Source organism: Microvirga sp. VF16, from assembly GCF_016864375.1.
Classification (GTDB): domain Bacteria; phylum Pseudomonadota; class Alphaproteobacteria; order Rhizobiales; family Beijerinckiaceae; genus Microvirga.
The window spans coordinates 432,028-453,891 of sequence record NZ_CP069356.1; the positions used below are offsets into that span (position 1 = coordinate 432,028).

General features: G+C 61.4%; 22 protein-coding genes and 3 pseudogenes. 9 read left to right on the forward strand and 16 right to left on the reverse strand.

Annotated elements, in window-relative coordinates; genetic code table 11:
* Positions 1 to 38 precede the first annotated feature (38 nt).
* From JO965_RS34345 to JO965_RS34360, 4 genes are all read right to left on the reverse strand, one after another.
* On the reverse strand, positions 39 to 641 hold the full coding sequence (locus JO965_RS34345) for a hypothetical protein (protein ID WP_203446459.1): 603 nt from the start codon (positions 639 to 641) through the stop codon (positions 39 to 41).
* Between the two features lie 241 nt (positions 642 to 882).
* The gene (locus JO965_RS34350) at positions 883 to 1,233 is read right to left on the reverse strand and encodes a hypothetical protein (RefSeq protein ID WP_203446460.1); all 351 of its coding nucleotides are present in this window, start codon (positions 1,231 to 1,233) and stop codon (positions 883 to 885) included.
* Entirely contained in the window at positions 1,230 to 1,538 is a 309-nt protein-coding gene (locus JO965_RS34355; RefSeq protein WP_203446461.1) for an SWIB/MDM2 domain-containing protein, read from the reverse strand. The genes JO965_RS34350 and JO965_RS34355 overlap by 4 nt, the downstream gene beginning before the upstream one ends.
* A gap of 32 nt (positions 1,539 to 1,570) precedes the next feature.
* On the reverse strand, positions 1,571 to 2,113 hold the full coding sequence (locus JO965_RS34360; RefSeq protein ID WP_203446680.1) for a sigma-70 family RNA polymerase sigma factor: 543 nt from the start codon (positions 2,111 to 2,113) through the stop codon (positions 1,571 to 1,573).
* 319 nt (positions 2,114 to 2,432) lie between these two features.
* On the opposite strand from JO965_RS34360, the gene JO965_RS34365 reads away from it, so the two are divergent.
* Positions 2,433 to 2,891 (forward strand): ketosteroid isomerase, encoded by a 459-nt coding sequence (locus JO965_RS34365; protein ID WP_203446462.1) that lies wholly within the window; start codon positions 2,433 to 2,435, stop codon positions 2,889 to 2,891.
* Between the two features lie 79 nt (positions 2,892 to 2,970).
* A pseudogene (locus tag JO965_RS34370) lies at positions 2,971 to 3,494 on the forward strand (arsenate reductase ArsC).
* A 92-nt stretch (positions 3,495 to 3,586) separates the two neighbouring features.
* Here JO965_RS34370 and JO965_RS34375 read toward each other — a convergent pair.
* Entirely contained in the window at positions 3,587 to 3,796 is a 210-nt protein-coding gene (locus tag JO965_RS34375; RefSeq protein ID WP_203446463.1) for a hypothetical protein, read from the reverse strand.
* A 1,267-nt stretch (positions 3,797 to 5,063) separates the two neighbouring features.
* Positions 5,064 to 5,672 carry a PRC-barrel domain-containing protein gene (locus tag JO965_RS34380; RefSeq protein ID WP_203446464.1) on the reverse strand — a complete coding sequence of 203 codons (609 nt, stop codon included), beginning with the start codon at positions 5,670 to 5,672 and terminating at the stop codon, positions 5,064 to 5,066.
* Positions 5,673 to 6,494: 822 nt separating this feature from the next.
* Here JO965_RS34380 and JO965_RS34385 point away from each other — a divergent pair.
* A complete protein-coding gene (locus tag JO965_RS34385; protein ID WP_203446681.1) occupies positions 6,495 to 6,977 on the forward strand; it encodes a MucR family transcriptional regulator in 483 nt (160 codons plus the stop codon).
* 510 nt (positions 6,978 to 7,487) lie between these two features.
* On the opposite strand, the gene JO965_RS34390 is transcribed toward JO965_RS34385, so the two are convergent.
* Entirely contained in the window at positions 7,488 to 8,192 is a 705-nt protein-coding gene (locus JO965_RS34390) for an IS6 family transposase (protein ID WP_203446465.1), read from the reverse strand.
* A gap of 160 nt (positions 8,193 to 8,352) precedes the next feature.
* Between JO965_RS34390 and JO965_RS34395 the strand changes: the two genes are divergently transcribed.
* Positions 8,353 to 9,018 (forward strand): FABP family protein, encoded by a 666-nt coding sequence (locus JO965_RS34395; protein WP_203446466.1) that lies wholly within the window; start codon positions 8,353 to 8,355, stop codon positions 9,016 to 9,018.
* Between the two features lie 185 nt (positions 9,019 to 9,203).
* On the opposite strand, the gene JO965_RS34400 is transcribed toward JO965_RS34395, so the two are convergent.
* The 3 genes from JO965_RS34400 to JO965_RS34410 form a co-directional block, all read right to left on the reverse strand.
* The gene (locus JO965_RS34400) at positions 9,204 to 9,917 is read right to left on the reverse strand and encodes a DnaJ domain-containing protein (protein ID WP_371826986.1); all 714 of its coding nucleotides are present in this window, start codon (positions 9,915 to 9,917) and stop codon (positions 9,204 to 9,206) included.
* On the reverse strand, positions 9,914 to 10,642 hold the full coding sequence (locus tag JO965_RS34405; RefSeq protein WP_203446467.1) for a VWA domain-containing protein: 729 nt from the start codon (positions 10,640 to 10,642) through the stop codon (positions 9,914 to 9,916). Before JO965_RS34405 ends, JO965_RS34400 begins: the two co-directional genes overlap by 4 nt.
* Positions 10,643 to 10,946: 304 nt before the next feature.
* Positions 10,947 to 11,990: a GlxA family transcriptional regulator gene (locus JO965_RS34410; protein WP_203446468.1), complete on the reverse strand. Its 1,044-nt coding sequence runs from the start codon at positions 11,988 to 11,990 to the stop codon at positions 10,947 to 10,949.
* A gap of 126 nt (positions 11,991 to 12,116) precedes the next feature.
* On the opposite strand from JO965_RS34410, the gene JO965_RS34415 reads away from it, so the two are divergent.
* Complete coding sequence (locus JO965_RS34415) at positions 12,117 to 13,175, forward strand: class I SAM-dependent methyltransferase (protein ID WP_203446469.1); 1,059 nt, start codon at positions 12,117 to 12,119, stop codon at positions 13,173 to 13,175.
* A 65-nt stretch (positions 13,176 to 13,240) separates the two neighbouring features.
* Entirely contained in the window at positions 13,241 to 13,489 is a 249-nt protein-coding gene (locus JO965_RS34420) for a hypothetical protein (protein WP_203446470.1), read from the forward strand.
* Positions 13,490 to 13,491: 2 nt separating this feature from the next.
* Here JO965_RS34420 and JO965_RS34425 read toward each other — a convergent pair whose 3' ends face one another.
* Together JO965_RS34425 and JO965_RS34430 are read right to left on the reverse strand one after the other, a co-directional pair.
* On the reverse strand, positions 13,492 to 15,078 hold the full coding sequence (locus JO965_RS34425) for a fused MFS/spermidine synthase (protein ID WP_203446471.1): 1,587 nt from the start codon (positions 15,076 to 15,078) through the stop codon (positions 13,492 to 13,494).
* 129 nt (positions 15,079 to 15,207) lie between these two features.
* On the reverse strand, positions 15,208 to 16,053 hold the full coding sequence (locus JO965_RS34430; protein ID WP_203446472.1) for a M20/M25/M40 family metallo-hydrolase: 846 nt from the start codon (positions 16,051 to 16,053) through the stop codon (positions 15,208 to 15,210).
* Positions 16,054 to 16,249: 196 nt separating this feature from the next.
* On the opposite strand from JO965_RS34430, the pseudogene istA reads away from it, so the two are divergent.
* Positions 16,250 to 17,017 (forward strand): annotated as a pseudogene (gene istA, locus JO965_RS34435) (IS21 family transposase); the annotation flags it as partial.
* A 9-nt stretch (positions 17,018 to 17,026) separates the two neighbouring features.
* Here istA and JO965_RS34440 read toward each other — a convergent pair.
* From JO965_RS34440 to JO965_RS34450, 4 genes are all read right to left on the reverse strand, one after another.
* Positions 17,027 to 19,111: a recombinase family protein gene (locus JO965_RS34440; protein WP_203439340.1), complete on the reverse strand. Its 2,085-nt coding sequence runs from the start codon at positions 19,109 to 19,111 to the stop codon at positions 17,027 to 17,029.
* Positions 19,101 to 19,445 carry a hypothetical protein gene (locus JO965_RS48425; protein ID WP_246777174.1) on the reverse strand — a complete coding sequence of 115 codons (345 nt, stop codon included), beginning with the start codon at positions 19,443 to 19,445 and terminating at the stop codon, positions 19,101 to 19,103. The genes JO965_RS34440 and JO965_RS48425 overlap by 11 nt, the downstream gene beginning before the upstream one ends.
* Positions 19,393 to 19,842, reverse strand: coding sequence for a helix-turn-helix domain-containing protein (locus JO965_RS48430; protein WP_246776544.1), 450 nt, complete (start codon positions 19,840 to 19,842; stop codon positions 19,393 to 19,395). Before JO965_RS48430 ends, JO965_RS48425 begins: the two co-directional genes overlap by 53 nt.
* 190 nt (positions 19,843 to 20,032) lie before the next feature.
* Positions 20,033 to 20,296: a DUF5372 family protein gene (locus tag JO965_RS34450; RefSeq protein WP_203444175.1), complete on the reverse strand. Its 264-nt coding sequence runs from the start codon at positions 20,294 to 20,296 to the stop codon at positions 20,033 to 20,035.
* A 65-nt stretch (positions 20,297 to 20,361) separates the two neighbouring features.
* On the opposite strand from JO965_RS34450, the gene JO965_RS34455 reads away from it, so the two are divergent.
* Positions 20,362 to 21,111 (forward strand): transposase, encoded by a 750-nt coding sequence (locus JO965_RS34455; protein ID WP_203446473.1) that lies wholly within the window; start codon positions 20,362 to 20,364, stop codon positions 21,109 to 21,111.
* A 14-nt stretch (positions 21,112 to 21,125) separates the two neighbouring features.
* A pseudogene (istB, locus tag JO965_RS34460) lies at positions 21,126 to 21,848 on the forward strand (IS21-like element helper ATPase IstB); the annotation flags it as partial.
* Positions 21,849 to 21,864: the final 16 nt, after the last annotated feature.

Sequence of the window (21,864 nt, forward strand, 5' to 3'; positions counted from 1 at the left end):
GAGTAACCTCGCTGCCTCCCTGGGCGCTGGTGTGCCTGTCACCACCGGTGTTGGGCGTCACCCTGCGAAGCATAGTCGCGTCTGGTCCTGGCATAATCCGGCACGCGCCTGTCCCGGTTTCGCCTCTCGCCATGGATCATCCAGGCCAGGGCATAGCCGAGGGCTCCAGCGACGAAGAGCGAGAGAAGCGGGTTCCCCGTCGTATATCGGCCCACAAGGCTTTGCCCCTCACGAACATATCGCTCAGCCTGCGGATAGCGTTCGCCTGCATGCCGCACGTAGCGCTCGCCCTGGCTGTACACAGTCCCTACGGCTTCGGCGGCACTTCCGGCGACATCGTTGAGCGCCTCCCGCACCTGATCAAGAACATGCTCGGTTGAGCCCTGCTCCGGTTGGCCCTGCTGGTCATCCGCCGAAGAGATGTTGGCTTCTTGATCAGAGCGATCAGGCTCAGGCCCCTTAGTGATGGTTACCGAGACCGGATCACTCGTCGGGAAGGTCTCCTCGATGGCATGATCGAGCCTTGCATCGAGGCTCTCCTGCGAGTTCTCGGGCAGCATGTTGTCCGGGGGACACTCCGCTGACTTAGGCTCTGCTCTATCAGGAGTGGGTTGGCTGCCGATGCCAGATGCGTTCGCCATACGAGCCCTCCAGGACACTCAGAGCAGGTGTGTCGAAAACCTGCATCAGTTGTAACGCCAAGGCTGCGCGCGCCGTTCCGGGATACCATAGCCTAAGTAAAGAGCTTGGGGGAAACCAAAGCATCCAAAGCATTAAGTGCGGCTTTGGCAGCCGGATGATCCCAATGAATGTAGACATGGTGGGTTCATCGTCATGGGTTCCCCAGGATCATCCAAGCCAAAGTCTCCCAGACCACAAGCTTTAGGCTCCGATGGTACGTTTGGTGATGTGTGCTTGGTACGCCGCTGCCGACTTCATGGTGAGCGCCCCAGCATCGGTCAGCCTTACAATCTCGGCCTTGGCCCACCGTGCCGCCTGTGCAGTGTAGGACGGCTTCAGCGTGACTTGGACCCGGCTGGCAATGTGTCGCCGGTACGCGCTGGCCTGCCGTGGATTGATGCTTTTCTTAGCGACAAGCTGACCCAGTTGCTTGTAGGCCCGCTGGGCTTCTGCGGGTGTGTAGCTCTGCTTCTTTTCAAACAAAGGGCTGTCCTTCCAGATGTAGTTTGCTTCCCGGAGCAGTTTGCGTAGCTCGCTCTGCGAGGCGGTCACTTGAGATGCTGCGCGAGGTGCTTGTTCATTTCGAACATGCTGACCTTGTTCTTGCCCCCGAACACCGCCTGAAGCTTCTCGTCCGCCATGATCTCCCGCTTGTTCTGCGGGTTCTGGAGCTTGTGTTTCTTGATGTAGTCCCAGACTCGGCTCACCACCTCCGGGCGCGGTAAGGGGTCTGAGCCCACGATAGCCGCCAGTTCCGGCGAGGGCTGTAATGGCTTGAGGAAAGCGGAAGTCGGCTCCTGGGCTTCGCCTTGGGCGACCTTCTCCTGCCCCGGTTTGTCTACCTTCGAAGTGGACATGTGACCCTCCACTCTGGAAATCAGGGACGGTTTCACATGGAAGCTGTGGCCTTCGGCTGCTGCAGCGCGGCTTGCATCACCCAATCCGGGCCGAAATCGTGCCGGTTCTCCATGTGCAACAACGCGGCAAGCTGGGTGCGAGCCCGGTTCACCCGGCTTTTGATCGTGCCTTCCGCGACACCGCAGAGAGCTGCCACATCGGCATAGGTCTCGCCTTGCTCGGCCACCAGGAGGAGAGCCTCACGCTGCTCGGGCGGCAGATGCGACAGCGCCTGTTGAAGGTCTTCTAGCATCAGCTTGGATTCCTGTTCAGGATGAACCATCAGGCGTCTGGCAAAGCCGCTGTCTGGGTCTTCGATCTCGCGTCTGTGCTTACGATGCTCTGAGTAGAAGCTGTTGCGCAGAATGGTGAACAGCCACGCCTCCAGGTTGGTGCCGGGCTGGAAGTGATCCAGGTTTGCCCAAGCCCGCAGGAGGGTGCTCTGCACAAGATCATCACTCCGGTCCGGATCGCGGGTCAGGGACAACGCGAAGGCTCGCAGGTGGGGGAGAACGGCGGGAAGGCGGTCGCGCATGTATGTTGAGCGACGGCCCGCAAGGACCTCGTCAACGAGACCGAGGTGCTGCGCATGGGAGAGGCGATGGATATGACGGAGCCGTGCCTGCCTTCGTTGGGCCGACCGGCTGCGACCTGTCGCTTGAGCAGCGAGATGGCTGTGTTGGCGAGCGGCTATGGTCATGGCCTCGCTCCACCTTGGTAGAAGCTTCACCATACACCTACGGTTGCCCGTCAGCCAGCCCATTCGGTCGCGAACCTGAAGTCTGCGGACGGCTTGACCCTCTGCGAGGCCACGCGCACCATCGGCCTGCAAGCCTCAGTTCCAGGAGGCTGTCATGGCTGAGCACGACGATGACGTTGCCCTGATCCGCCGCTGGTTCCGGAAGCTCCAACTCTGCGTTCAGACGGGGGATTTCGTCGGCTCCCGACCACTCTTTGCCGCAGACATGATCACCTTCGGCTCCTTCATCGCGTTCACGATTGGACGCGAGGCGACCGAACGAGAGCAGTGGCGTCACGTCTGGGACCATATCGACCAGTTCCGGTGGCACCTGGATGACCTGCGAACGATCATCTCAGCCGACCGCCTCACGGCAGTCGGCATGGCGGTGTTCGAGTCCACGGGCTACACCGAAGACGGCAAGGCATTTGATCGGCCTGGGCGCGCGACAGTTGCGCTCGGGCGGCAGGCCGTGGGTGAGGAGTGGGTGGCCCAGCACACGCATGTGTCGCTGTTTCCTGGCACTCCCGCTCGCTCTTTTGGTACCAAGCGGGGAAGGCCACCGGCTTTGTAAAACCAGCACTTCAGCCGCAGGGGATCGGCGCTTCGGCGCACGGAGCTGAGGTGCAATGTCTGGCACGGGGAGGGCACCCATGACCGAGCAAACCGACAATGTTCTGTCCCTCTGCACCGGCGACTCTGCCCGCTCGATCCTAGCCGAAGGCATCCTGCGCAAGGACGGTGAGGGACACTTCCGGGCGTATTTCGCAGCCAGCCGAGGGGAATGATCCATCCACTGGTCCTGAAGGTACTCGGAGACCACGGCTATCCGACAGACGGATACCGCTCGAAAAGCTGGGACGGGTTCGCGGCTCTGGGAACCCCTGTGATAGACTTTATCGTCACCGTCTGCGACAGCGCGGCTGGTGAAGCCTGTCCGGTCTGGCCGGGACCTCCCTCAATCGCTCACTGGGGCATCGACGATCCAGCCGCTGTCGAAGGTTCTGACGCCGACAAGGAGCAAGCTTTTGTTCGCGCCTTCCAGTTCCTGAAGAGCCGGATCGGCACGTTCCTCCGCCTGCCGCTGGCCAGCCTTGATCAGTTCACGATAGGTACCCGGCTTCGCGCCATCGGTTATCTGGACCGAGCAAGCACGAGTTCAGCCGGTAGGGACTGATACGCGCCAGAGGTAAGGCGTGCTGGGGCCAGGAAAGGTTAGGGCAAAACATCCAAGCTGGCGTGGCTGAGTCGCTCTCTGAATTTTTGATTTCAGGCCAGGATGGGCTCGGGCGTGAACGGCAGCCGTTCAATCAGCAGCACCCTGGCCACCGCGCCAACGCTCCGCAACTCGTCGAGAATTTGCTTCAATGGCTCCGGCACTGCGGCTTGCTGAGCCTCCTGCATGGTGCGGAACTCCAGCATCGTGATCGTGTCAGGACTTTCCTGATTGGCGGTGCGGTACGCGACAAAGGATACCACTCCGGGCAGTTTCAGAAGCTAACCAATCCAGTCCCAGACATGCCGGTTGTAGTTGTTCCAGTTCTGCGTGTCGGTCGGACGGTCATACTGAAACATCATATAGGCCATAGGCCACCTCCAAGGCTCGCGCTGCGACAGCGCGGGCAATGAGTCTTCGTTGTCCGGCGCACCCCAGCAGATCGGCGACATCATCGCAACTGGACAATTTCATCTCAACCATCCGGGCTTTTTCCACTACCCAGCCCTGATCGCGAGGACGTAGATTGCCACAACAGCGGCCATCAGGAGTAGTGCGATCAAGGTTTGGGCAAGCACTAGACGAATCCCAGGATCACTGCCCCGCAGAACAAGAACGCCAGAGCGGCAGCAAAGGTCGCTTCGTTTCCGTAGGAAAGATAGGACCGGATGCGCTGCATTCTGATATCCTCCCAAAATCGGGGAGTATACGCCCTCCTCAAGTGCAAGGATATGTTTGTTGTCGGTTCGAACATGCTCGGGAAGAAACGTCGCTTTTGTCCCGCCCATCCGCATGGCCGCGACACTAACTCAGATCGTCCAAGCCTTCACCGTCATCAAAAAGCCCGCGCTCCGTTGTCCCATCCAAGCATGAGCAAGACTCCAAAACGACTGAGCCAGCGTGGTGCCCAAAAGGACGAGGATCGGCACGACTGGAGTTTCGCGATCATGGTCAGAGCTAATCAGCATGGCCTGACAGTCGCGTTTTCAGACATCTCCAACTCAAAGATGACCGGCGAGGGTGGGGGACGCTAACGGCCAATACCGCTTCAGTGGAGGAAGGCGAACTTATCAAGAGCAAGACGCCGCTTAGTCCTATTCAGAGGGTTGTAAGCTCAGTCTGGAAAGCCGTGCGGATGCTGGAAGACTGTTCTGCACCGACCTCGAAGGTCAAGCTCCATGGGCGGCGTGGCTTTGGTGACGCCGATATTCCGGCACCGGATAGAACCCCTGACGGTGACTAACCCGAGACCCATGCGCGAACACGGAGAGGTTGTGTATGCCTGAGAACACCTCAAACACAGTGCCCTGCTGTGTCACCGATATCGGCCTGGGCCGCATCCGGTGGGAATGGCATCGGGGTTACTGGGTGATCGCTGAAAATCCTACCTCTGCGCCTGAGCAGAAACTCCGCGACACCAACCGTCACAGATAACTGAGGCTATCCTCTCAAACAGACAGGAATCTTTGCGTCTCTCAGACAGCAGCAAAAGCCGAAGGGCTTCGTGGCCCCTTCTTGTCAGGATCATCCTTACCGAGCGTATTTGAACTCGGGAGCCGCCTTTAACTGATCCTTAGTGATGTTCGTCGTCAGCACCGCATGATCCGGAGCCGCGCGAGCAATCGCATCGGCGGTCCGATCCGTGGCCACGGTGCCGGTGGTGCTCGGCGCATTCGGGCTGGCCGCCGGAGCGGTTGCTGTGGCCCTCGCTGATGCTGGGGCATTCGGATCGGTCGTGGTGGCTGTGGTCGCCGCGGCGCGCGGCTCATTCACGAATTTCACCTGATCGAATGGGATCGCGACATCACGTTCACCGATGCCCAGGAACCCGCCGACGCCGACCACCACCGCCTGAATCCTGCCGCTACTGTCCACGAGCATTTCGCTGATGTCACCGATCTTCTCGTTGTTCTGGTTGTAGATATCCAGGCCCTCAAGCTTGGAGGCCCGCCACTGCCCCGACTGCTCCTGGGTCAGCCAATTGCCGGGATCTATGCGCACTGGTTCACTCGCGCCGAAGCTACCATCACCCGCCGAAGGTGCTGGCATTGCGCCAGCGGGCTGATTGGTTTGAGACAGAGCCGGGGCGACCGCCAAAGCCGTGCCGAGAAGAGCCAATACGAGATGCTTACCAAGCATGTCTTCCTCCATCGTCCTGGTCGCGCCATGCGTCGCATATCAAGAATAACGGCAGGCTAAGCCCTTCGTTCGGTCCCACTTTCTTCCTTCTGAGCCAGGAACCGGTGCGCGTTGGGCAGCATTGCGCCATACAGCATGTTTTCTCTTGAGAGACTTAGCCCATCCGAGGGCAGAGTCTTTGTTGGCGATACGTACTGGATTGGTGCGCAATCACACGAGCCTTGCTGCAGCGAAGGTACTCGAAGCACGGATGAACCTCACCAAGAAACTCCGCTACGCCAATCGCCATGGTTAGCTGTACTTGATCCCTTTTAGGCTTCTGAGAGCCTTGTCGCACCGGTCGATATGATCGCGGGCCCGCCGTTGCATCTCAACGGTATTGTGGCAGGGTTCATCAACCTCTTGCTTGCAGAAGGGGCAGATCATCGAATTGGCCTCTCTTGGCTGGGGCGTGTCAGGCCAATAGTAATGCAGGAGTACGCATGGTCTAGCTGAGGGTCGTTAGCACTCGGTCTTCTGCTTTGTGGTAGTGCCTGTTGCGTCGGTGGTCTGTTTTGAGAGCGTTTCACCTTGACGTTTCCTGGCTCGAAAGGTTCCGAGGTATTCAAACCTAATCGTGAAGTTTAGTGGCACAAAGGCAATGATTAACCTCAATGTCGGAGGATGAGCCTTGCCAAAGTTCAACAAAGGCCATAGGTGGGGCCGAGATCACAGGTATCTGTTGTGCCGTATGGGCTGTTCCTGCTGATCCTGTTAGAACAGATTCTCTTGTTCGATACACCTTCTCAAACCAGCTCCCGTGCAGCCGAGGACAAGAATATCATGAGCGAGAGCGCAATCTCTCCGAACTACATCGAACTCTCTGCTGACATCGTGTCCGCCTATGTCAGCAATAATTCGGTTCCGGCAGCAGACTTACCTTCGCTGCTTCAGTCCGTTCACGCTGCCCTGACGAGGACCGCACAAGGTCAGCAAGAGGAGCCCAAGACTGAGTTGGTGCCTGCTGTATCGGTGCGGAAGTCCATCACCCCGGATGCCATCATCTGCCTGGAAGATGGCAAGTCATTTAAATCGCTTAAGCGCCATCTTCGCACGACCTATGACATGACCCTCGAGCAGTACCGCGCCAAGTGGAACTTGCCAGCCAATTACCCAATGGTTGCACCGAACTACGCCAAGGCGCGCTCCGAGCTTGCCAAGACAATGGGACTTGGCCAGCAGCGCAAGAAAGGTAAGGCCCCGGTAGAGGCTGTCACCAATGATGCCGCTCCCGCAAAGGGCCGTCGCTCGAAAAAGGCTGCTTAACTGATCGTGCGGCGATCAGGATCTGCCATAGCCGGTCAAATTAATACTTGAACTTGGTGCTACGAGGTGCCGAGTTTTCGTTAAGGCTTTGCTGCCCTTATGTTGTTGCACAGGGACGGCAGCGGCAACGTTGCGCCTCGGATGGACTATGCCCCGCCTTGGCAGGGCACAGTACCTGCAATGACCGCCCGAATGTAGGGCCAAGCTACTTCGCCGGAACAGGTTCCTTTGCTGGGGTGGACGCTGCCCTCTGGGCCGCTGTGTCGGCCTCCTGCTTCAGCTTATCGATAGCTTGGGTGCGTCTAGCCTCAAGCTCCCGTTGGCGATCAGCCTCAGCCTTCGCCCTGTCCTCGGACACATATGATCCTCGATAGTGGCACATGGTGTCCTCCGTTCATGCAGAACAAGAGCCAACGCGACCCAGATACAATAGTTCCGGCTGGGTACTGTCAAGTTGATGGCTAATGGACAAAGCTGGTGCGGGCGGAGCCGTCAGGTCGGTCCAAGCGATTATACGAAGGCAGCACCGGTCGCATTGCGCCAAGTGGCGAAGGCGTGCTCACGCGCAGTCCGGTACTCATTGGCAGACAGGCGATGACGGCAGAGCTGGAAGTGGTTGTGGATCGGGCTATGGGTTGAGAGAAACTGCTGGGCCTGTTGAGCCGACTTGAATCGCCTCATGTGGCGCTCCTGCCGTCGGGTGGGTTGGTGTGGGACCTCACAGCGGTTGTTCAGGAATCGGCTCTGGCGATGTTCAACACCCTCCAGGATCTCGCGGTTAGCGGCGCCATAGGATCCGAGTTTATCCGTCGCGATGACTCTGGGCGTGTAACACAAACCCTTCAGCAGCTTGCGAAAGAAGGGCTTGACCGCTTTCTTGTTGCAGCGGCTCTGGACCAACCCATCGAGCACGTTGCCATGCTGATCAACGGCTCGCCAGAGGTAGTGCAGTTTGCCTCGGATGCGGACAAACACTTCGTCCAGGAACCACTTGTCACCGGGTTTCGGCCGCCTCTTGAAGGTCTTGGCGTAAGTCTGTCCGAAGCGCAGGCCCCATTCGCGGATGGTCTCGTAGCTGACCACGATGCCTCGCGCCGCGAGGATCAGTTCGACTTCGCGCAGGCTGAGGCTGAAGCAGTGATACAACCAGACCGCCTGATTGATGATGTCAGCCGGGAAGCGGTAGCCGCGGTAGGGGTTGGAGATCGTGCTCATGTCTGGGGCCCTGCCACAGACCCCAGACCTTTACCAACTTGACAGTACCCTTATGACGCCGCCTTGGACACCGCCGCCGCATGGTTGCCGCCGCAGCCCTGGCGGACAAGCATTGTCGGTGTCTGCTAGTCCCTTCACCTGCGAACAAAAAGGTTCTGCCATGACTCCTTCGCTTATGACTGCCCTCACGGACGTATTCACCGAACCCAGCGACGTCGATCCGGAAACGCTCAATAATCTGGGCCCCTTGCGGCGGCTGGCGGGACGCTGGCGCGCGCGCAAGGGCATCGATCTCAACCCCAAAGCGGAAGGCCCGGAGCGGCGCGTGTTCATCGAAAATATCGATTTTCAGGCAATCGACCCGCAGACGAACGGGCCACAACTGCTATACGGCTTGCGCTACCACATCCACATCACGACCGAGGAAGAGGACATCACCTTCCACGATCAGGTCGGGTATTGGCTGTGGGAGCCGGCCACCGGCCTCGTTATGCAGACCATCGCCATCCCACGCGGGCAAGTCGCTATCGCGGCGGGCCAGGCGACATCCGATTCAGACGAGATCGTCGTGACGGCAACCCGCGGGCAGACCGATTATGGCATCTGCTCGACAACCTTTCTGGAGCAGGCGTTCCGCACGAACAGCTACCAGATCACGATCACCTTCCATCCGGAGGGGAACTGGAGCTACGTTACCGATACTGAGCTGCTGGTGCATGGCCGGGATGTGCCTTTTGCCCATCAGGACCGGAACACGCTCCACCGGGTCGGAGAAGCGAAGCCCAATCCTCTGGCGTTGATTATAGCCAAGCGCAAGGCAGGTTGAGCGGAGTGGCGCGGCCCGCCGAAAGTCGCTCCGTCTCGAACCTTTTCCCGCGCCATAGTTCGAGCCTTCGCTCGCCAATCTGTCCCACTTACTTGCGTGAGGTAAGCGGGGCAGATTGGGATTGGAACAAGTATTGCGCCTAAACAAACTGTGACGAAGCACGCAGCAAGAATGTGCCTCCACGACTACCCGTTGCCCCGTCTCAACAGAACGTCCTTGGCCTGGTTGACGCGAGCTGCGAGATAGGTCGAACCGCCTTGGTCCGGGTGCAGCTTCTTCATCAGATTGCGATGAGCCTGTCGGATTTCATCGGCGCCGGCTCCCGGTTGGAGACCAAGGATCCGGTAGGCTTCCTCCGCGGTCATCACGCCCGATGGAAACCAAGCGTCTGCCTGCGGCTGCTCCTCAGTCTGAGAATCCTCACGCCAATGGGGAAACCGGCGGTCGAGATAGGCCTCGAGAAGGCGGACACCCTCCGGGTCGCTGACATGACACTCTGCCAGCAGATCCCGCAGGCGAGCCTCATCCAGTGACGCGAGTTGCTGCCCGGCGGAGGTACCGGCGAGCACGGAGCCCTCCATCTCCCCGGTATCATGATCCAGTGTCATCTCAATCAGCTGCGAGCGAACGCGTGAGGTGCGTCCGGAGGCCCGCTGTGCACGCGCACCGAGATTGGGCAAGGTGAGGCGACTCCATCCGAGGAGCCAAGCACCGAAACTGCCGATCAGCAGGGCCATATCGATCCGCCCCCGCACCGCGAGCAAGCCCGCGAAGCCCAACGCTACAACCCCGCCGATAACCTTGAAAAGCTTCGCAAGGGTAGCCGGGTTCGCGTGCGCGAAGTTGCTCAGGAACCACCACAGGACTGCCACGCCAGCGATGCCGTACAGCAGCATCACGGTTTGCCTCCAGTGATTGCGGTGAGCAGGCCGCGGGCCTGCGGGCTGCCGGCGGTCAACCGGGTGAGCCCCTCGACACCACCAGCCGCATAGGCTGCTGCGGCGCGCAGGAGCTCGGACAGGGCTTGGGGGGCTCCTGCATCGAAATGGGCATAGGCTCCGCCGCTCAGGCGGGCGATCTCCCGAAAGGCGCGGGCCGCATCAGGGTCATGTCCCTCATGGAACATGAAGGCCTTGATCCCGAGGAGACCGAGTTCGCCGGCGACAGCACAGAGATCGTCGATCGGTTCCTCCATGGCATCACCAACGTAGACAAGCACCTTCAACGGGGTCTGGCTCGCCTCTGTCCGGACGTGACGGAACACCCGACCGATCTGGGTTTGGCCACCCCGGCAACCGATCTTGGTCATGAGATCGGTCAGCGCCCGCGGATCGGCGACCCAGCGGGACGCGCGGCACTCACCGAACCCTCGGAAGTAGACAAGTTGCACCGAGAGGCCACCGGCCTCGCTGGTTGCGGCAAACATCTCGCCCTGGACGCGGCAGGCGAGATCCCAGGTCGGCTGCCGGCTCATGGTGGCATCGAGGGCGAACACGAGCCGCGCCCGGGGCGCATTGCCGGCCAGTGGTCCAAGGCGTTTGGCCTCCGTTAGGAAGGAGTCGATCATCGAAGCCGGACTGCCGCCAGCGGTAGGTGGTCGTGTGAGATCCTTCTTATCAGCCATTGCGTCTCCCTCTCCAGGAATGTGGGTCTTGAGGGAGTGCCTGTAAATCCGGAGGACATACACTTCGCTTAGTATATCCTTCTTGCGCGACCCGCCAGGATGGAAACAGTGAGCAGGAAGTCTGATCGTCGCATCGACATTACGAGCGCTGATATCGGGCAATATGTAAAACCAGATCCCTAACGAAATGAAGCACCAGCGCCCTTGCGCCTACGGTTGACAGGACGGGATGAAGCCACAGGAATGGCAGAGCTCTCGCCGGGCGGAGGTCCGAGGGTTGCCAGTGAATGAACGAAAGTTGCCCCTAAGTGGACGATCGACCCGCTTTCGACCGAGCAAAGGTGGGCACCTGGAAGCGTCGGCGGTAGGCGCTAGGCGTCATTCCGGTCACGCGCTTGAACAGGCGACGGAAGAAGGCAGGGTCCTCATACCCGACCCTCCAGCTGATCTCGTCGGCAGGCTCATCTGTGCGCTCGAGCCGGCGCTTGGCGTCTTCGATCCTCAGGCGCTGGACATAGTCGATCGGCGTGAAGCCGGTTGCTTCTGTAAAGCGCCGCTTGAATGTCCGCTCGGGGAGGACCGAGCGCCGAACCATTTCTTCGACGGGACCTGCGATCGAGAAATGGGTTGAAAGCCAGGCCTGCGCCTCGGCGATGGCCGCATCGCCATGATCCCGGCGGCCCTGGAAGACGATGTAGGGCGCGAGCCCGTCGTGGTGCCATTGCAGAGCGAAGTAGCGGGCCACGGTCTGTGCCGCGGTGGCCCCCACATGCCGGGCGATCAGATAGAGCACGAGATCATGCCAGGTCATCGAGGCTCCGGAGGTGATGTACTCCTCGCGCTCTCCCGAGACCACCAGTACCCGCTCAGGGCTCAAAGGCACATCAGGAAACACCTTTGAGAATGCCTCGGCGTAGCCCCAGTGCACTGTCGCCGCTCGACCGTTGAAGAGCCCGGTCTCGGCGAGCAGGAATATACCGGAGCAGGCCGAGCAGAGCAGGGCACCCTCGGTATGCATGCGCCGGGCCCAATCGACAATCTCGGGGTAACGGCCGGGCGTCCATCCGTCGTGCCCGAGCAGGACCGACGGAACAATGATGATATCGGTCGCCGCGACCTCCAAGACGGAGCGGTGCGCCTGCACAGGGACGCCGCTCGCCAGCGCCACGTTGCCCCGCTCGATAGCGACGATCTCGACAGTAAACGGCGGCGATTCAGGAATTGAGGGCTCCAGGCGGCCGAGCATGCGGAACGAGCCCAGAACATCGTAGATCCCGGTCAGGGTTGAGATGACCGCATCGGGGATAGCAACAAGGCTGATGTGCAGCGGGCGCGCCATTTCCGGCATCGACGGGTCTCCTGGCATAAATGGACCGATCCTGGCCAGTCTCGCACTCCCGGCCTCAGCAGCCAATCGGCATCCTGACCTGGAATTGGGCGCAATGAGCGCGGAAGCGCAAGGATGGAGTGAACGATGACGATCAATCAGCAGAAGCTCGATACACTGGTCGGAAGTCTCCTCGGAGAGCTTTCGGCCGGCTACGGCGGCGTCATGGTCAGCCTCGGCGACAAGCTGGGTCTCTACCGTGCGATGGCCGGCGGTGGTCCGCTGAGTTCACATGAAATCGCCCGGCGCAGCCGCTGTAGCGAACGCTATGTCCGGGAGTGGCTCAACTCCCAAGTGGCCGGAGGATACGTCGCCTACCATCCGGCTTCAGCGACCTATGAACTTACGCCGGAGCAGGCCGCCGTCCTGGCTGACGACACGAGCCCGGTGTTCCTGCCGCATGCCTGGCAGGTGGTTGCCTCCATGTGGGCCGACGAGGCAAAGACACTCAATGCTTTCAAGTCGGGAGAGGGCGTGAGCTGGGGCGAGCATAGCGACCGCCTCTTCTGCGGCGTCGCCGCATTCTACCGCAACTACTACAGCGCGAGCCTTGTCCAGGAGTGGCTGCCGACCCTCTCGGGTGTCACGGACAAACTCGAAAAGGGGGCCAAGGTCGCTGACATCGGCTGCGGGCACGGTCACTCGACGGTGCTGATGGCCAAGGCCTATCCCGAGAGCAGCTTCTGGGGTTTCGACGTCCATGAGGGGTCGATTGAGATCGCCCGAAGGGTAGCCCAAGAGGCGGGGGTGGAGGAGCGGGTCAGCTTCGAGGTCGCAAACGCCGACGAATATGTCGGCCGCGACTACGACCTCATCTGCTTCTTTGACTGCCTGCACGATATGGGCCGGCCGGTCGATGCGATGCACCATGCAAGGACCGCGATGGCCAGGGATGGCGCGATCATGCTGATCGAGCCGTATGCCGGTAACCGGGTCGAAGACAACATCAGCCCGATCGGCCGGCTATACTATGCGGCCTCGACGACCTTGTGCTGCGCTCATGCAATCTCGGAGAAGGGAACGCATGTTCTCGGCGCCCAAGCAGGACCGAGCAGGCTCGAAGCCGTGCTGAAGTCGGCCGGGTTCGAAACCATTCGCCAAGCCACCCGGACTCCGTTCAACCTGATCATCGAGGCCCGCCTATAATCCGCTCGCTGGAAGTTGAGAAGCATTGCTCGCAGTCCTTTTTATCGATGAGGCAGGAGAGTCCTATGGTCCATGTTGATGATATCTGCGCCGGGCCGATTGGCGGTCTCTACCTGCCTCCCATGGCCTGGGACCTGCTGCGGCGAGAGAAAATCCAGACCATTGACCAACTCATGGCCAATGTTCACCGGCTCGAGCGGTTCGACGACGTCGAGCCCAGGATGGCGCAAGTGATCCGGCAAGCGATCGCCTGTACCGCACTGTCGGTAGCGTGGACGTCAGGCGAAGTGCTGCTGAGCCCGTGGTGCGCGTGAATTCAAGGGGTTGCATGGAGCAGGCTGGATACGATGAGAGCATAAGAACATGTGGGGTAACAGTGGCGGCCGTAATCCTGGTGCCTCTCGTACTGCCGTCGGACCGGCTTCATCGCAGCTTCCCGGAAGAGCTCCTCGCACGGGCTGCGTACAGCGCCTTGCACTTCCCGGAACGGATGGCCGATTTCATCACGAACACTAGTCATCCAGGAACGAGCGGTTTCGATCGTCCGTGTAGATGTCGTGCGGCTGGCTGTCTGAACGGCCCGCGAGATAGAGCACAGTCGCAACGCTGCCGGTCCGGGTCTCAGGCAGGATCTGACGGGAAACGAAGGGAAACACGCTACGGATCGTGGCATCGATGCACGGCTGAACCTGTCGGCGAAGCTTGGAGAGGTGATGATGTTCATGATGACCTGACCGTCCGGCGCCACCGCCTGCCGGACGGCGGCAAATGCCTCGCGGGTGATCAGGTCTGGCGGCAGGCTGATCCGGTTCGTGAAGGCGTCCAGCACCACAACATCATAGGTCTCGGTATTGCGGCGCAGAAAGGCGCGGGCGGATTCCGGCACGAATGTCTTGTTTGGCGACAGAGGTTGGCGCAGGAAATACTCCTCGCTCACCTGACGCAGGGCAGGGTCGATGTCGACATAGGTGTAGGCGTGGAAGCGATCTTCCAAGCCGATGGTGAACCCTCCGGCCCCAATCACCAGAATGCGCCGGGGCCGATCCGTCTCGAGTCGCCTGAGGATCTCCTTTTCGATGAACTTCAAGTAAGCAAAGCGATGCTCGGGATGGGCCGCGAACTTGGAGGACGGGCTGTTGTTGTTGACCAGGAGACGGCTGTCCTCGGCCGGGTTAGTGACGATCCGCACCTCGCTGTAGAGATTATTGCTGACGATGCCATAGGCTTTGACCACCGCGGGGCTGTCGATGGCCATGATGTAGAGCCCAAGCGCGCTGGCTGTGAGAGCCAGCCTGTTGTGGCCCGCCATCCGCCAGCCAATGAGGGTGGCGAGCAACACCAGAAGCCCGAGGGTCAGTGCCACCGTGATGTGGACGTCGAAGAAGGTCATGAACACGAGGGTTGAGACCACGGAGCCCAGGAACGAGCCAAGAGTCGACAGGAACAGCATCAGTCCGGTGGAGCGGGGCAGGCTGACGCCGGTGGAGCAATAGGCGATCAGCGGGATGGTCTGGCCCAGAAGGTAGACTGGGTAGACCAAGAACAAGCAGGCATGAATGGCAGTCTGGACCAGGCGATGGGTGAGCCCAAGGCTGTCGAGGATCGCGAAGAATGCGGCCAGAAAGGGATGGGACAGTCCGAAGCTGAGGACGAGGGCGGCAATCAGCAGGCTGCGGGTGAGCTGACGGCGCACCCCTGGCTCATCGCCGGGAACAAGACTGGCCCGGCCGCCCGCCTCATACCCGAAAGCAAGAGGGAGCAGAACCGCGGCAATCACGATGGCAACGGTGTCGGTCGCATTGCCCACGTACGGGGTAAGCTGACGGATGGTGAGGAGCTCCACCGCGAGAACGGCATAGCCCTCAATGGCAATCGCACTGAGCAATAGCGGGGAAGAGAACATGAGCAGCCACATGCCTTTGATCTGAGAGAGCAACACCAAGATGTGCGATAGCGTATCGGCCTTCAATCGATGATCCGATGCCCGCAAAATGCGCTCGCAACTTTTCGCATCTCCCCGCCGCCAGACGGCTCAGTGACTAGCGAGCTCATTCAATGCATCGGTCAGCGCATCCGTGATCTGCTTCAGTACCTGCTCACTGATGTTAGCCACTATATCGCAAGCTTTGTGATAGCAGGGATCGACTGGCTGTCCGGCGCTCCCGCCGAACTGCTGAGCTTGTGCCTTGTTCTTGACCCCGCCAGCTCCTGTAAACAGGCTAATCGCCGGGATCCCCTTGGTAGCAAAGGAAGCATCGTCCGAGCCGAACCCTCGGGAGCGTCTGGTCCGCTCCTCCACGGGGAGGCGATGCTGTGCAAAGGCATGGTTGAGGGACGCGGCGATTCTCGCCACAAGCCCGGATGAATTCTCTGAGGTGTACTGGATGAAGCGGGCGAAATTCGGTGACCCGACCATGTCCAGGTTGATGTAAAGCCCAATGCGCCGGCGCTCCTCCTCAGGAATGGTACTCAGGTGGTGCCGGGACCCGAGAAGACCGCGCTCCTCTGCACCCCAGAAGGCAAACCGGATGGGGATGCCTGTTGCAGGCTCTCCAACCAGCCGCAGAGCAGCTTCCAAGACCGCCGCCGAGCCGCTGGCGTTATCGTTCATGCCCGGTCCTTCCGACACACTGTCGAGGTGAGCCCCTACGACGACAAAGCTGCCGCTCATTGTATCTTGTTCGGCAATCACATTGTGTGTCAGGCGGATCCCGTTCTCCGCCTCGATCTTCAAATGAACTTCAGTGCCATTCGCTTTCTGAGCCGCCGCTGCAAGTCTGAGGCCGACCTCCGTCGGTACCCCGAGTACCGGGATTCTGGCAACCGCTGCCAATGATCCAGCAAAGATCCCTGTCTGTCCTTCGGTGCCTTGGTTCATGATGATCACACCAGCCGCATGCAGATTCCGATTTCATTCGGCCAGGGATTCCGAGATGAAGCCGGCCGCGATTCCGATCAATCTCCGGCCACCATTCCGATCATTGTCCGGCCAGGGGCTGAGACAGCGTCGAAGGGTGTTCCCAGGGTCCGCCGATCAGGCATGAAGGCTCCTTTGTTACGAACAAGGAGCGGCCATGCCGGCAAAGAGAAGGCTGACCATGAGAGCTATACGTCACATCCTGCGCCTGCACGCCAGCGGCGAGAGCGACCGGTCGATCGGACGACCCGTCGGAGCCGCCCGCTCCACTGTCCAAGACACCCTGAAGCGGGCCAAGGCTGCCGGACTGACCTGGCCCTTGCCCGCAGATCTCACCGACACCCTCCTCGAGCAGCGCCTGTTCGCCAGGAGCGGCGTCAAGACCGGCCTGCGCCGGCGCCCGGAGCCGGACTGGGCTGCTCTCGCCAGGGAGATGAAGCGCCCGGGCGTCACGATGACTATCCGGCACGAGGAGCACAGGGCGGCCTGCCCTGAGGGCTACGGCTACTCGCGCTTCTGCGACCTGATGCGCGAGTTCGAGCGCCGCCTGTCGCCGACCATGCGTCAGAACCACGTCGCCGGCGGCAAGGTGTTCGTCGACTACTCGGGCAAGAAGCTGCCCATCGTCGATCCTGCCACCGGCGAGGTGCGCCATGCCGAGATCTTCGTGGCGGTGCTCGGCGCCTCCAACTTCACCTATGCCGAGGCGACCTGGACCCAGACCCTGCCGGATTGGATCGAGGCCCATGTGCGGATGTTCCGCTTCTTTGGCGGCGCGCCAAGGATCGTCGTGCCGGACAACCTCAAGAGCGGCGTACACAAGGCTTCCTTCTACGATCCCGAGCTCAATCGCAGCTACGGCAAGCTCGCGGCCCATTACGACGTCGGCATCCTACCCACCCGCAGCCGCAAGCCTCGGGACAAGGAGCAGGCATCACGATGCACCTTGTTGGAGTGGTTGAGCGACAATTAATCTGGGCGGACGACCACCATATCGGCTGCCGGCACCTTTTTCGAGTCTGACGTTGCCCGGCGGTTCGTACAAGTATCGATGGTTGGTGGCGTATCGATGGCGCTTGAGAATGCCCTTCCGCCCGAGTTGGTGAACGGTCGAGACGCACACGCCGAGCTGCTGGGCTACTTCTTCGCCGGTGATCATGCCGCTCTCCCGCAGCCGTTCGTACCGGCTCTTCAAGCCATAGGTGCGGCGCACCAGCATGACCTTCTTCAGCGTGAAGGGTTCGCCGCGCCAGTTGCGATGCCCGAGTTCATTGAGACGGGCGGCGATCTGCCGGTCGTTGGCGATCTCCAGCAGCTCGTTCATCAACGCCACGACCTTTGCCGGCGTCTTGCGTATCACTGACATAGGCCGTGGTCTGGCCACCGACAGGCTCTGCGTGCGCCCGCCGCGCCAACGGATATGGATGTTGACCTGCTCGTCGACGAGCAGCGTCACGTCATCGATGAGAAGGCCGAGCATGCGCTTGCGTTCGACGGCACCGGTGCGCTCGTCATTCCAGATGCGCGGGAAATCGGCGGCCAGCGCCCTGATGCGCTCCTGCGCTGGCTCGTCCAGCAGCGAACAGTCGGCCTCGTTCTGGCGCTCGTGCGTGCGCTGGAGTGCGTCGAGGTCACGCAGCCGTGCGTTCCAGTCGGCTTCCAGCGCGTCGGCGACCAGACGGTTGTCCGGATCGACCTTCAGGTAGCGCCGGCGGGCCAGTTCAGCTTCATAGCGGGCGCGTTGCAGCTGCGTGCCGCGCAGCGCCGCAGCCTGCTCCACGCGCTGGGTGATCTCCTGCTGCACGGCGAGCGCGACATCGATCGCCGCCGGCGCCATCGCCTCCAGCAGGAGCGTGCTCACCGCATCATCGACCGGAGCGCCGCGCACCCATTGGCAGTGCTTGCCGGCGTGTCGCACGACCGCTTCGTTGCAGACATAATACGGGCGCAGCCGCCCCTCGAACGGCTCATAGTGGACCCGCATGCGTGCACCGCAGCGGCCGCACAGCAGCCGTCCCTGCAACAGACCGCTGCCTTGGCGAGGCATGCGTCCACGCAGGCCAGGTGAAAAGCCGGCGGCGTTCTGTTCCAGGGCTGTCTGATTGCGCTCGTACTCGGCCCAGGGAATGTAGCCCTCGTGGGCTTCGGGTATAAGCACCTGCCAATCGGATCTCGCCACGCGCAGCTGCACGGACTTGAGCTTGGCATTGTAGGCTGTGCGCGTGCGCCCATAAGCGAACGCGCCGGCATATCGCGGGTTGTGCAGAATCTGGAGTACGCGGGAATGGTCGATCTCGCTCCACAGAACGTCGCCCTTGCCGATGCCGCGGCGGATCCGCCGGGGGAAGAGGATCTGCTCACCCCGCAGGCGGCGCACGACAGCGCAGGCTGAGCCGGTCTCGCGGAAGGTATCGAACAGGAGCCGCACCGTGTCCTGGATCTGCCGGTCGGGATCGAGCACGACCCGCGCGTCAGGGGTGTAGACCAACCCGATCGGCAACGGCATCTCGAGCTCGCCGCGGCGTGCCTTGTTGAGAATGCCGCCTTGCAGCCGCGACTTCAGGATGTGCAGTTCGGCCTCGCTCATCGTGCCCTTCAGCCCGAGCAGCATGCGATCGTTGAAATAAGCCGGATCGTAGACGCCGTCCTCGTCCATGATGAGCGTGCGCGACATGGCAGCCAGCTCAAGGAGACGGTGCCAGTCGGCATTGTTGCGTGCCAGGCGCGACACTTCCAGCCCCAGCACGATCCCTGCATGCCCCATCGCCACTTCGGTCACCAGGTGCTGGAAGCCGTCGCGGTCCTGCGACTGCGCGCCGGAGAGACCCAGGTCGCTATCGATGACATGGACACGTTCGATGGGCCAGCCTAGCGCCACGGCGCGATCGCGCAAGGCGTATTGCCGCTTGGTGCTCTCGGTGTTCTCGAACACCTGACGAAGAGAGGACTGACGCACGTAGAGGAACGCATCACGCCGCAGATGGTCGGCGCCAACCTTCATGGCAATATCAGTAGACATGATTGCCTCGCGTCTCTGCTGCCAGCACCATGTTGGCGAGCATATGCACGAGCTGGCGATCGTGCACTGCCGCCGAAGCCGTGGGCGGTGGTTCCGGCCGCCGATGGATCGGCGGGGGAGGCTGAGGAGCCGCGATCAGCACCGCCAGCCCTTGCCAAAAGCCATGAAAAACGATGGCGCCCATGTCCTTGACGCAGGCCTGACCGCACAAGACGGCGGCGCGCAGCGTCTCATAGCAATCCTTGCAGCCGTGCGGCAGTGTCGGGATGCGCGCATGGGTCTCACCGTTTTTTTTTACGGGCGATCGCGCGCTCGATGCTGCGGGGATGGACACTGATACCGAGCGTCGAATGCAGCAGTTGCGCCAGGGATCGTGCCTGCAACGGGGCCCCCGCGTGCTGGTTCTGCTCGATGAGCTGCATAACCTCGGCGGTGAGCTTGTGGGCTGACTTTGGTCCCCGGGGGCGTGGCAGCAGGCCGGTGATGCCCTCGCGTTCGAACGCGGCCTCGGCCTGATAGTAGGTTGGCCGCGACAGACCGAAAAGCGCGGCGGCATCGGCCTTGGTGACGCCGTCCTCCTGGACGTAACGCAGCATCTCGTACTTCACCTGCACGAGATCGAGAGGATCGAAGAAGCTGGACTCACGAAACCAGGGTGCGCGGACAGCTTCGGGACGAGGGTTGAGTGCTCCGAGATGGCGCAGTCGATCGCGTTTGGTCTCGTTGGGCATGGTATAGCCTCTTCCCTCTATGTAAGCCAAATTACGCCTTAGCAGAGAACGTGTCAATCTAATGAAGGCTGCTACCATACGGAACGAATGCCGGAAATTAACGCAAACCAGAGGCCAGGGCCGACGGCAACGTCTGCATGCAGCGGCATAATTAGCTTGACATATGCGGCATAAATTGCCTGACACGCGGTCAGCCGCCATGGCTGCGCTCGATTTGCGCGATCAACGCCGCCAAGGTTGCCAGATCATCGGGACGCACAAACGACCTGCCGGCCGCGACCTGAATGAAAACATCGGGTCCGGCGACGTCCGTCCATGACGCAAGCAGCGAACGAAGCCGTCCCTCCGCGTCGTAGAACATGACGCGGTCCTCACCCCAGTTCTGCTTGCGGGTCGACAGCACGAAGCGCTGGCCGCGCCACGGATGGAACGGGTGCGTGACCTCGAACTCTATACGCGCTTGAGTGTCAGCACGAACTGCAGTCCTGGACTTGAAAGAAGAGCAAGGTGGAGGTGGGCGTGCGCTTTGCCCAGTTCTACATTCTCGGGCGCCTGCGCAACCGCACCTTCTTCTCGCTCGCCGAGGCCAATGCCGCCATCGCGGGAGCAGTGGAGCGCATGAACACCGCGCCCCTGGGCCGCCTCGGCATCAGCCGGCGCGAACTCTTCGAGACGGTGGAGAGACCAACCCTCGCGGCCCTGCCGGCGGAAGACTATGAGTTCGCGCAATGGCAGTTCGCCCCCGTCGGGCTCGACTATCACATCGAGGTGGACGGCTTCTTCTATTCCGTGCCGTTCGGCCTCATCGGCGAGCAGGTCGACGTGCGCCTGACGCAGCGGACCCTCGAGGCCTTCCACAAGGGCGAGCGGGTGGCCGCCCACAGCCGCCGCTATGGCGGACAGGCGCATGGCACCAAGCCCGAGCACATGCCGGCCTCGCATCGGCATTATGCCTCCTGGTCACCCGAGCGCCTCCGCTCCTGGGCCGCTTCGATCGGCCCCAACACCGAGATGCTGATCGGCGCCATCCTGGCTTCCCGCCGCCATCCCGAGCAGGGATATCGCACCTGCACCGGCGTGCTGCGCCACATGCGTGGTCTTTCCAAGGAGCGGGTCGAGGCTGCATCGGCCAAAGCCCTGGCGCTCAGGGCCTTCTCCTACAAGGGCATCGTCTCTCTGCTCGATGCCCGCGCGAGCCCCGAGCCTGCTTCCCCCGAGCGTCCTGCCATCACCCACCGCAACATTCGCGGACCGGGCTACTTCCACTGAAGGAGACGACAAGCATGTTGACCCATCCCACTCTCGAATTGCTGCACGAACTCGGCCTGCATGGCATGGCCAAGGGCTTCAAGGCGCTCAGCGACAATCCTGAGGCACCGGCGCTGGGCCATGCCGAATGGCTCGGCCTGATCCTGGATCATGAGGTGACACTGCGGCAGCAGAAGCGCTTCGAGACCCGCGCCCGCGCCGCCCGGCTGCGCCATCCCGCCAGCGTGGAGGATGTCGACTTCTGCGCCCCGCGCTCTCTCGACCGGGCGTTGTTCCTCAAGCTGTCGTCGTGCGACTGGATCCGCGAGAGGCGCAACCTGCTGATCACTGGCCCGTGCGGCGTGGGCAAGAGCTGGCTCGCCTGCGCGCTTGGGCACCGGGCGTGCCGGGAGGATCTGTCAGTGCTCTACCATCGTGTGCCGCGGCTATTTGCGGCTCTCGCCCTGGCGCGCACGGAAGGCCGCCATGCCCGTCTGCTGCGGACGCTGGCGCGGGCGAAGTTGCTGGTGCTGGACGATTGGGGTCCCGAGCCGCTCAGCCCTGAACAGCAGCGGGATCTGATGGAGATCGTCGAGGACCGGTACGATTCCGGCTCGCTACTGATCACCAGCCAGGTGCCGGTGGAGAAGTGGTACGAGATGATCGGCATTCCGACGCTGGCGGATGCCATTCTCGACCGGGTTGTCCACAACACCTATCGCCTGAGTTTGGCGGGCGAGAGCCAAGACCCGCGCTCGATGGGGCGGCTTGACC

What these genes read in the sequence shown, in the direction of transcription:
- JO965_RS34345 (WP_203446459.1), bottom strand. Translation starts at nt 641, where the DNA reads ATGGCGAACGCATCTGGCATCGGCAGCCAACCCACTCCTGATAGAGCA.
- JO965_RS34355 (WP_203446461.1), bottom strand. Translation starts at nt 1,538, where the DNA reads ATGTCCACTTCGAAGGTAGACAAACCGGGGCAGGAGAAGGTCGCCCAA.
- JO965_RS34360 (WP_203446680.1), bottom strand. Translation starts at nt 2,113, where the DNA reads ATGCGCGACCGCCTTCCCGCCGTTCTCCCCCACCTGCGAGCCTTCGCG.
- JO965_RS34365 (WP_203446462.1), top strand. Translation starts at nt 2,433, where the DNA reads ATGGCTGAGCACGACGATGACGTTGCCCTGATCCGCCGCTGGTTCCGG.
- JO965_RS34380 (WP_203446464.1), bottom strand. Translation starts at nt 5,672, where the DNA reads ATGCTTGGTAAGCATCTCGTATTGGCTCTTCTCGGCACGGCTTTGGCG.
- JO965_RS34385 (WP_203446681.1), top strand. Translation starts at nt 6,495, where the DNA reads ATGAGCGAGAGCGCAATCTCTCCGAACTACATCGAACTCTCTGCTGAC.
- JO965_RS34390 (WP_203446465.1), bottom strand. Translation starts at nt 8,192, where the DNA reads ATGAGCACGATCTCCAACCCCTACCGCGGCTACCGCTTCCCGGCTGAC.
- JO965_RS34395 (WP_203446466.1), top strand. Translation starts at nt 8,353, where the DNA reads ATGACTCCTTCGCTTATGACTGCCCTCACGGACGTATTCACCGAACCC.
- JO965_RS34405 (WP_203446467.1), bottom strand. Translation starts at nt 10,642, where the DNA reads ATGGCTGATAAGAAGGATCTCACACGACCACCTACCGCTGGCGGCAGT.
- JO965_RS34410 (WP_203446468.1), bottom strand. Translation starts at nt 11,990, where the DNA reads ATGCCGGAAATGGCGCGCCCGCTGCACATCAGCCTTGTTGCTATCCCC.
- JO965_RS34415 (WP_203446469.1), top strand. Translation starts at nt 12,117, where the DNA reads ATGACGATCAATCAGCAGAAGCTCGATACACTGGTCGGAAGTCTCCTC.
- JO965_RS34420 (WP_203446470.1), top strand. Translation starts at nt 13,241, where the DNA reads ATGGTCCATGTTGATGATATCTGCGCCGGGCCGATTGGCGGTCTCTAC.
- JO965_RS34425 (WP_203446471.1), bottom strand. Translation starts at nt 15,078, where the DNA reads ATGTTCTCTTCCCCGCTATTGCTCAGTGCGATTGCCATTGAGGGCTAT.
- JO965_RS34430 (WP_203446472.1), bottom strand. Translation starts at nt 16,053, where the DNA reads ATGAACCAAGGCACCGAAGGACAGACAGGGATCTTTGCTGGATCATTG.
- JO965_RS34440 (WP_203439340.1), bottom strand. Translation starts at nt 19,111, where the DNA reads ATGTCTACTGATATTGCCATGAAGGTTGGCGCCGACCATCTGCGGCGT.
- JO965_RS48430 (WP_246776544.1), bottom strand. Translation starts at nt 19,842, where the DNA reads ATGCCCAACGAGACCAAACGCGATCGACTGCGCCATCTCGGAGCACTC.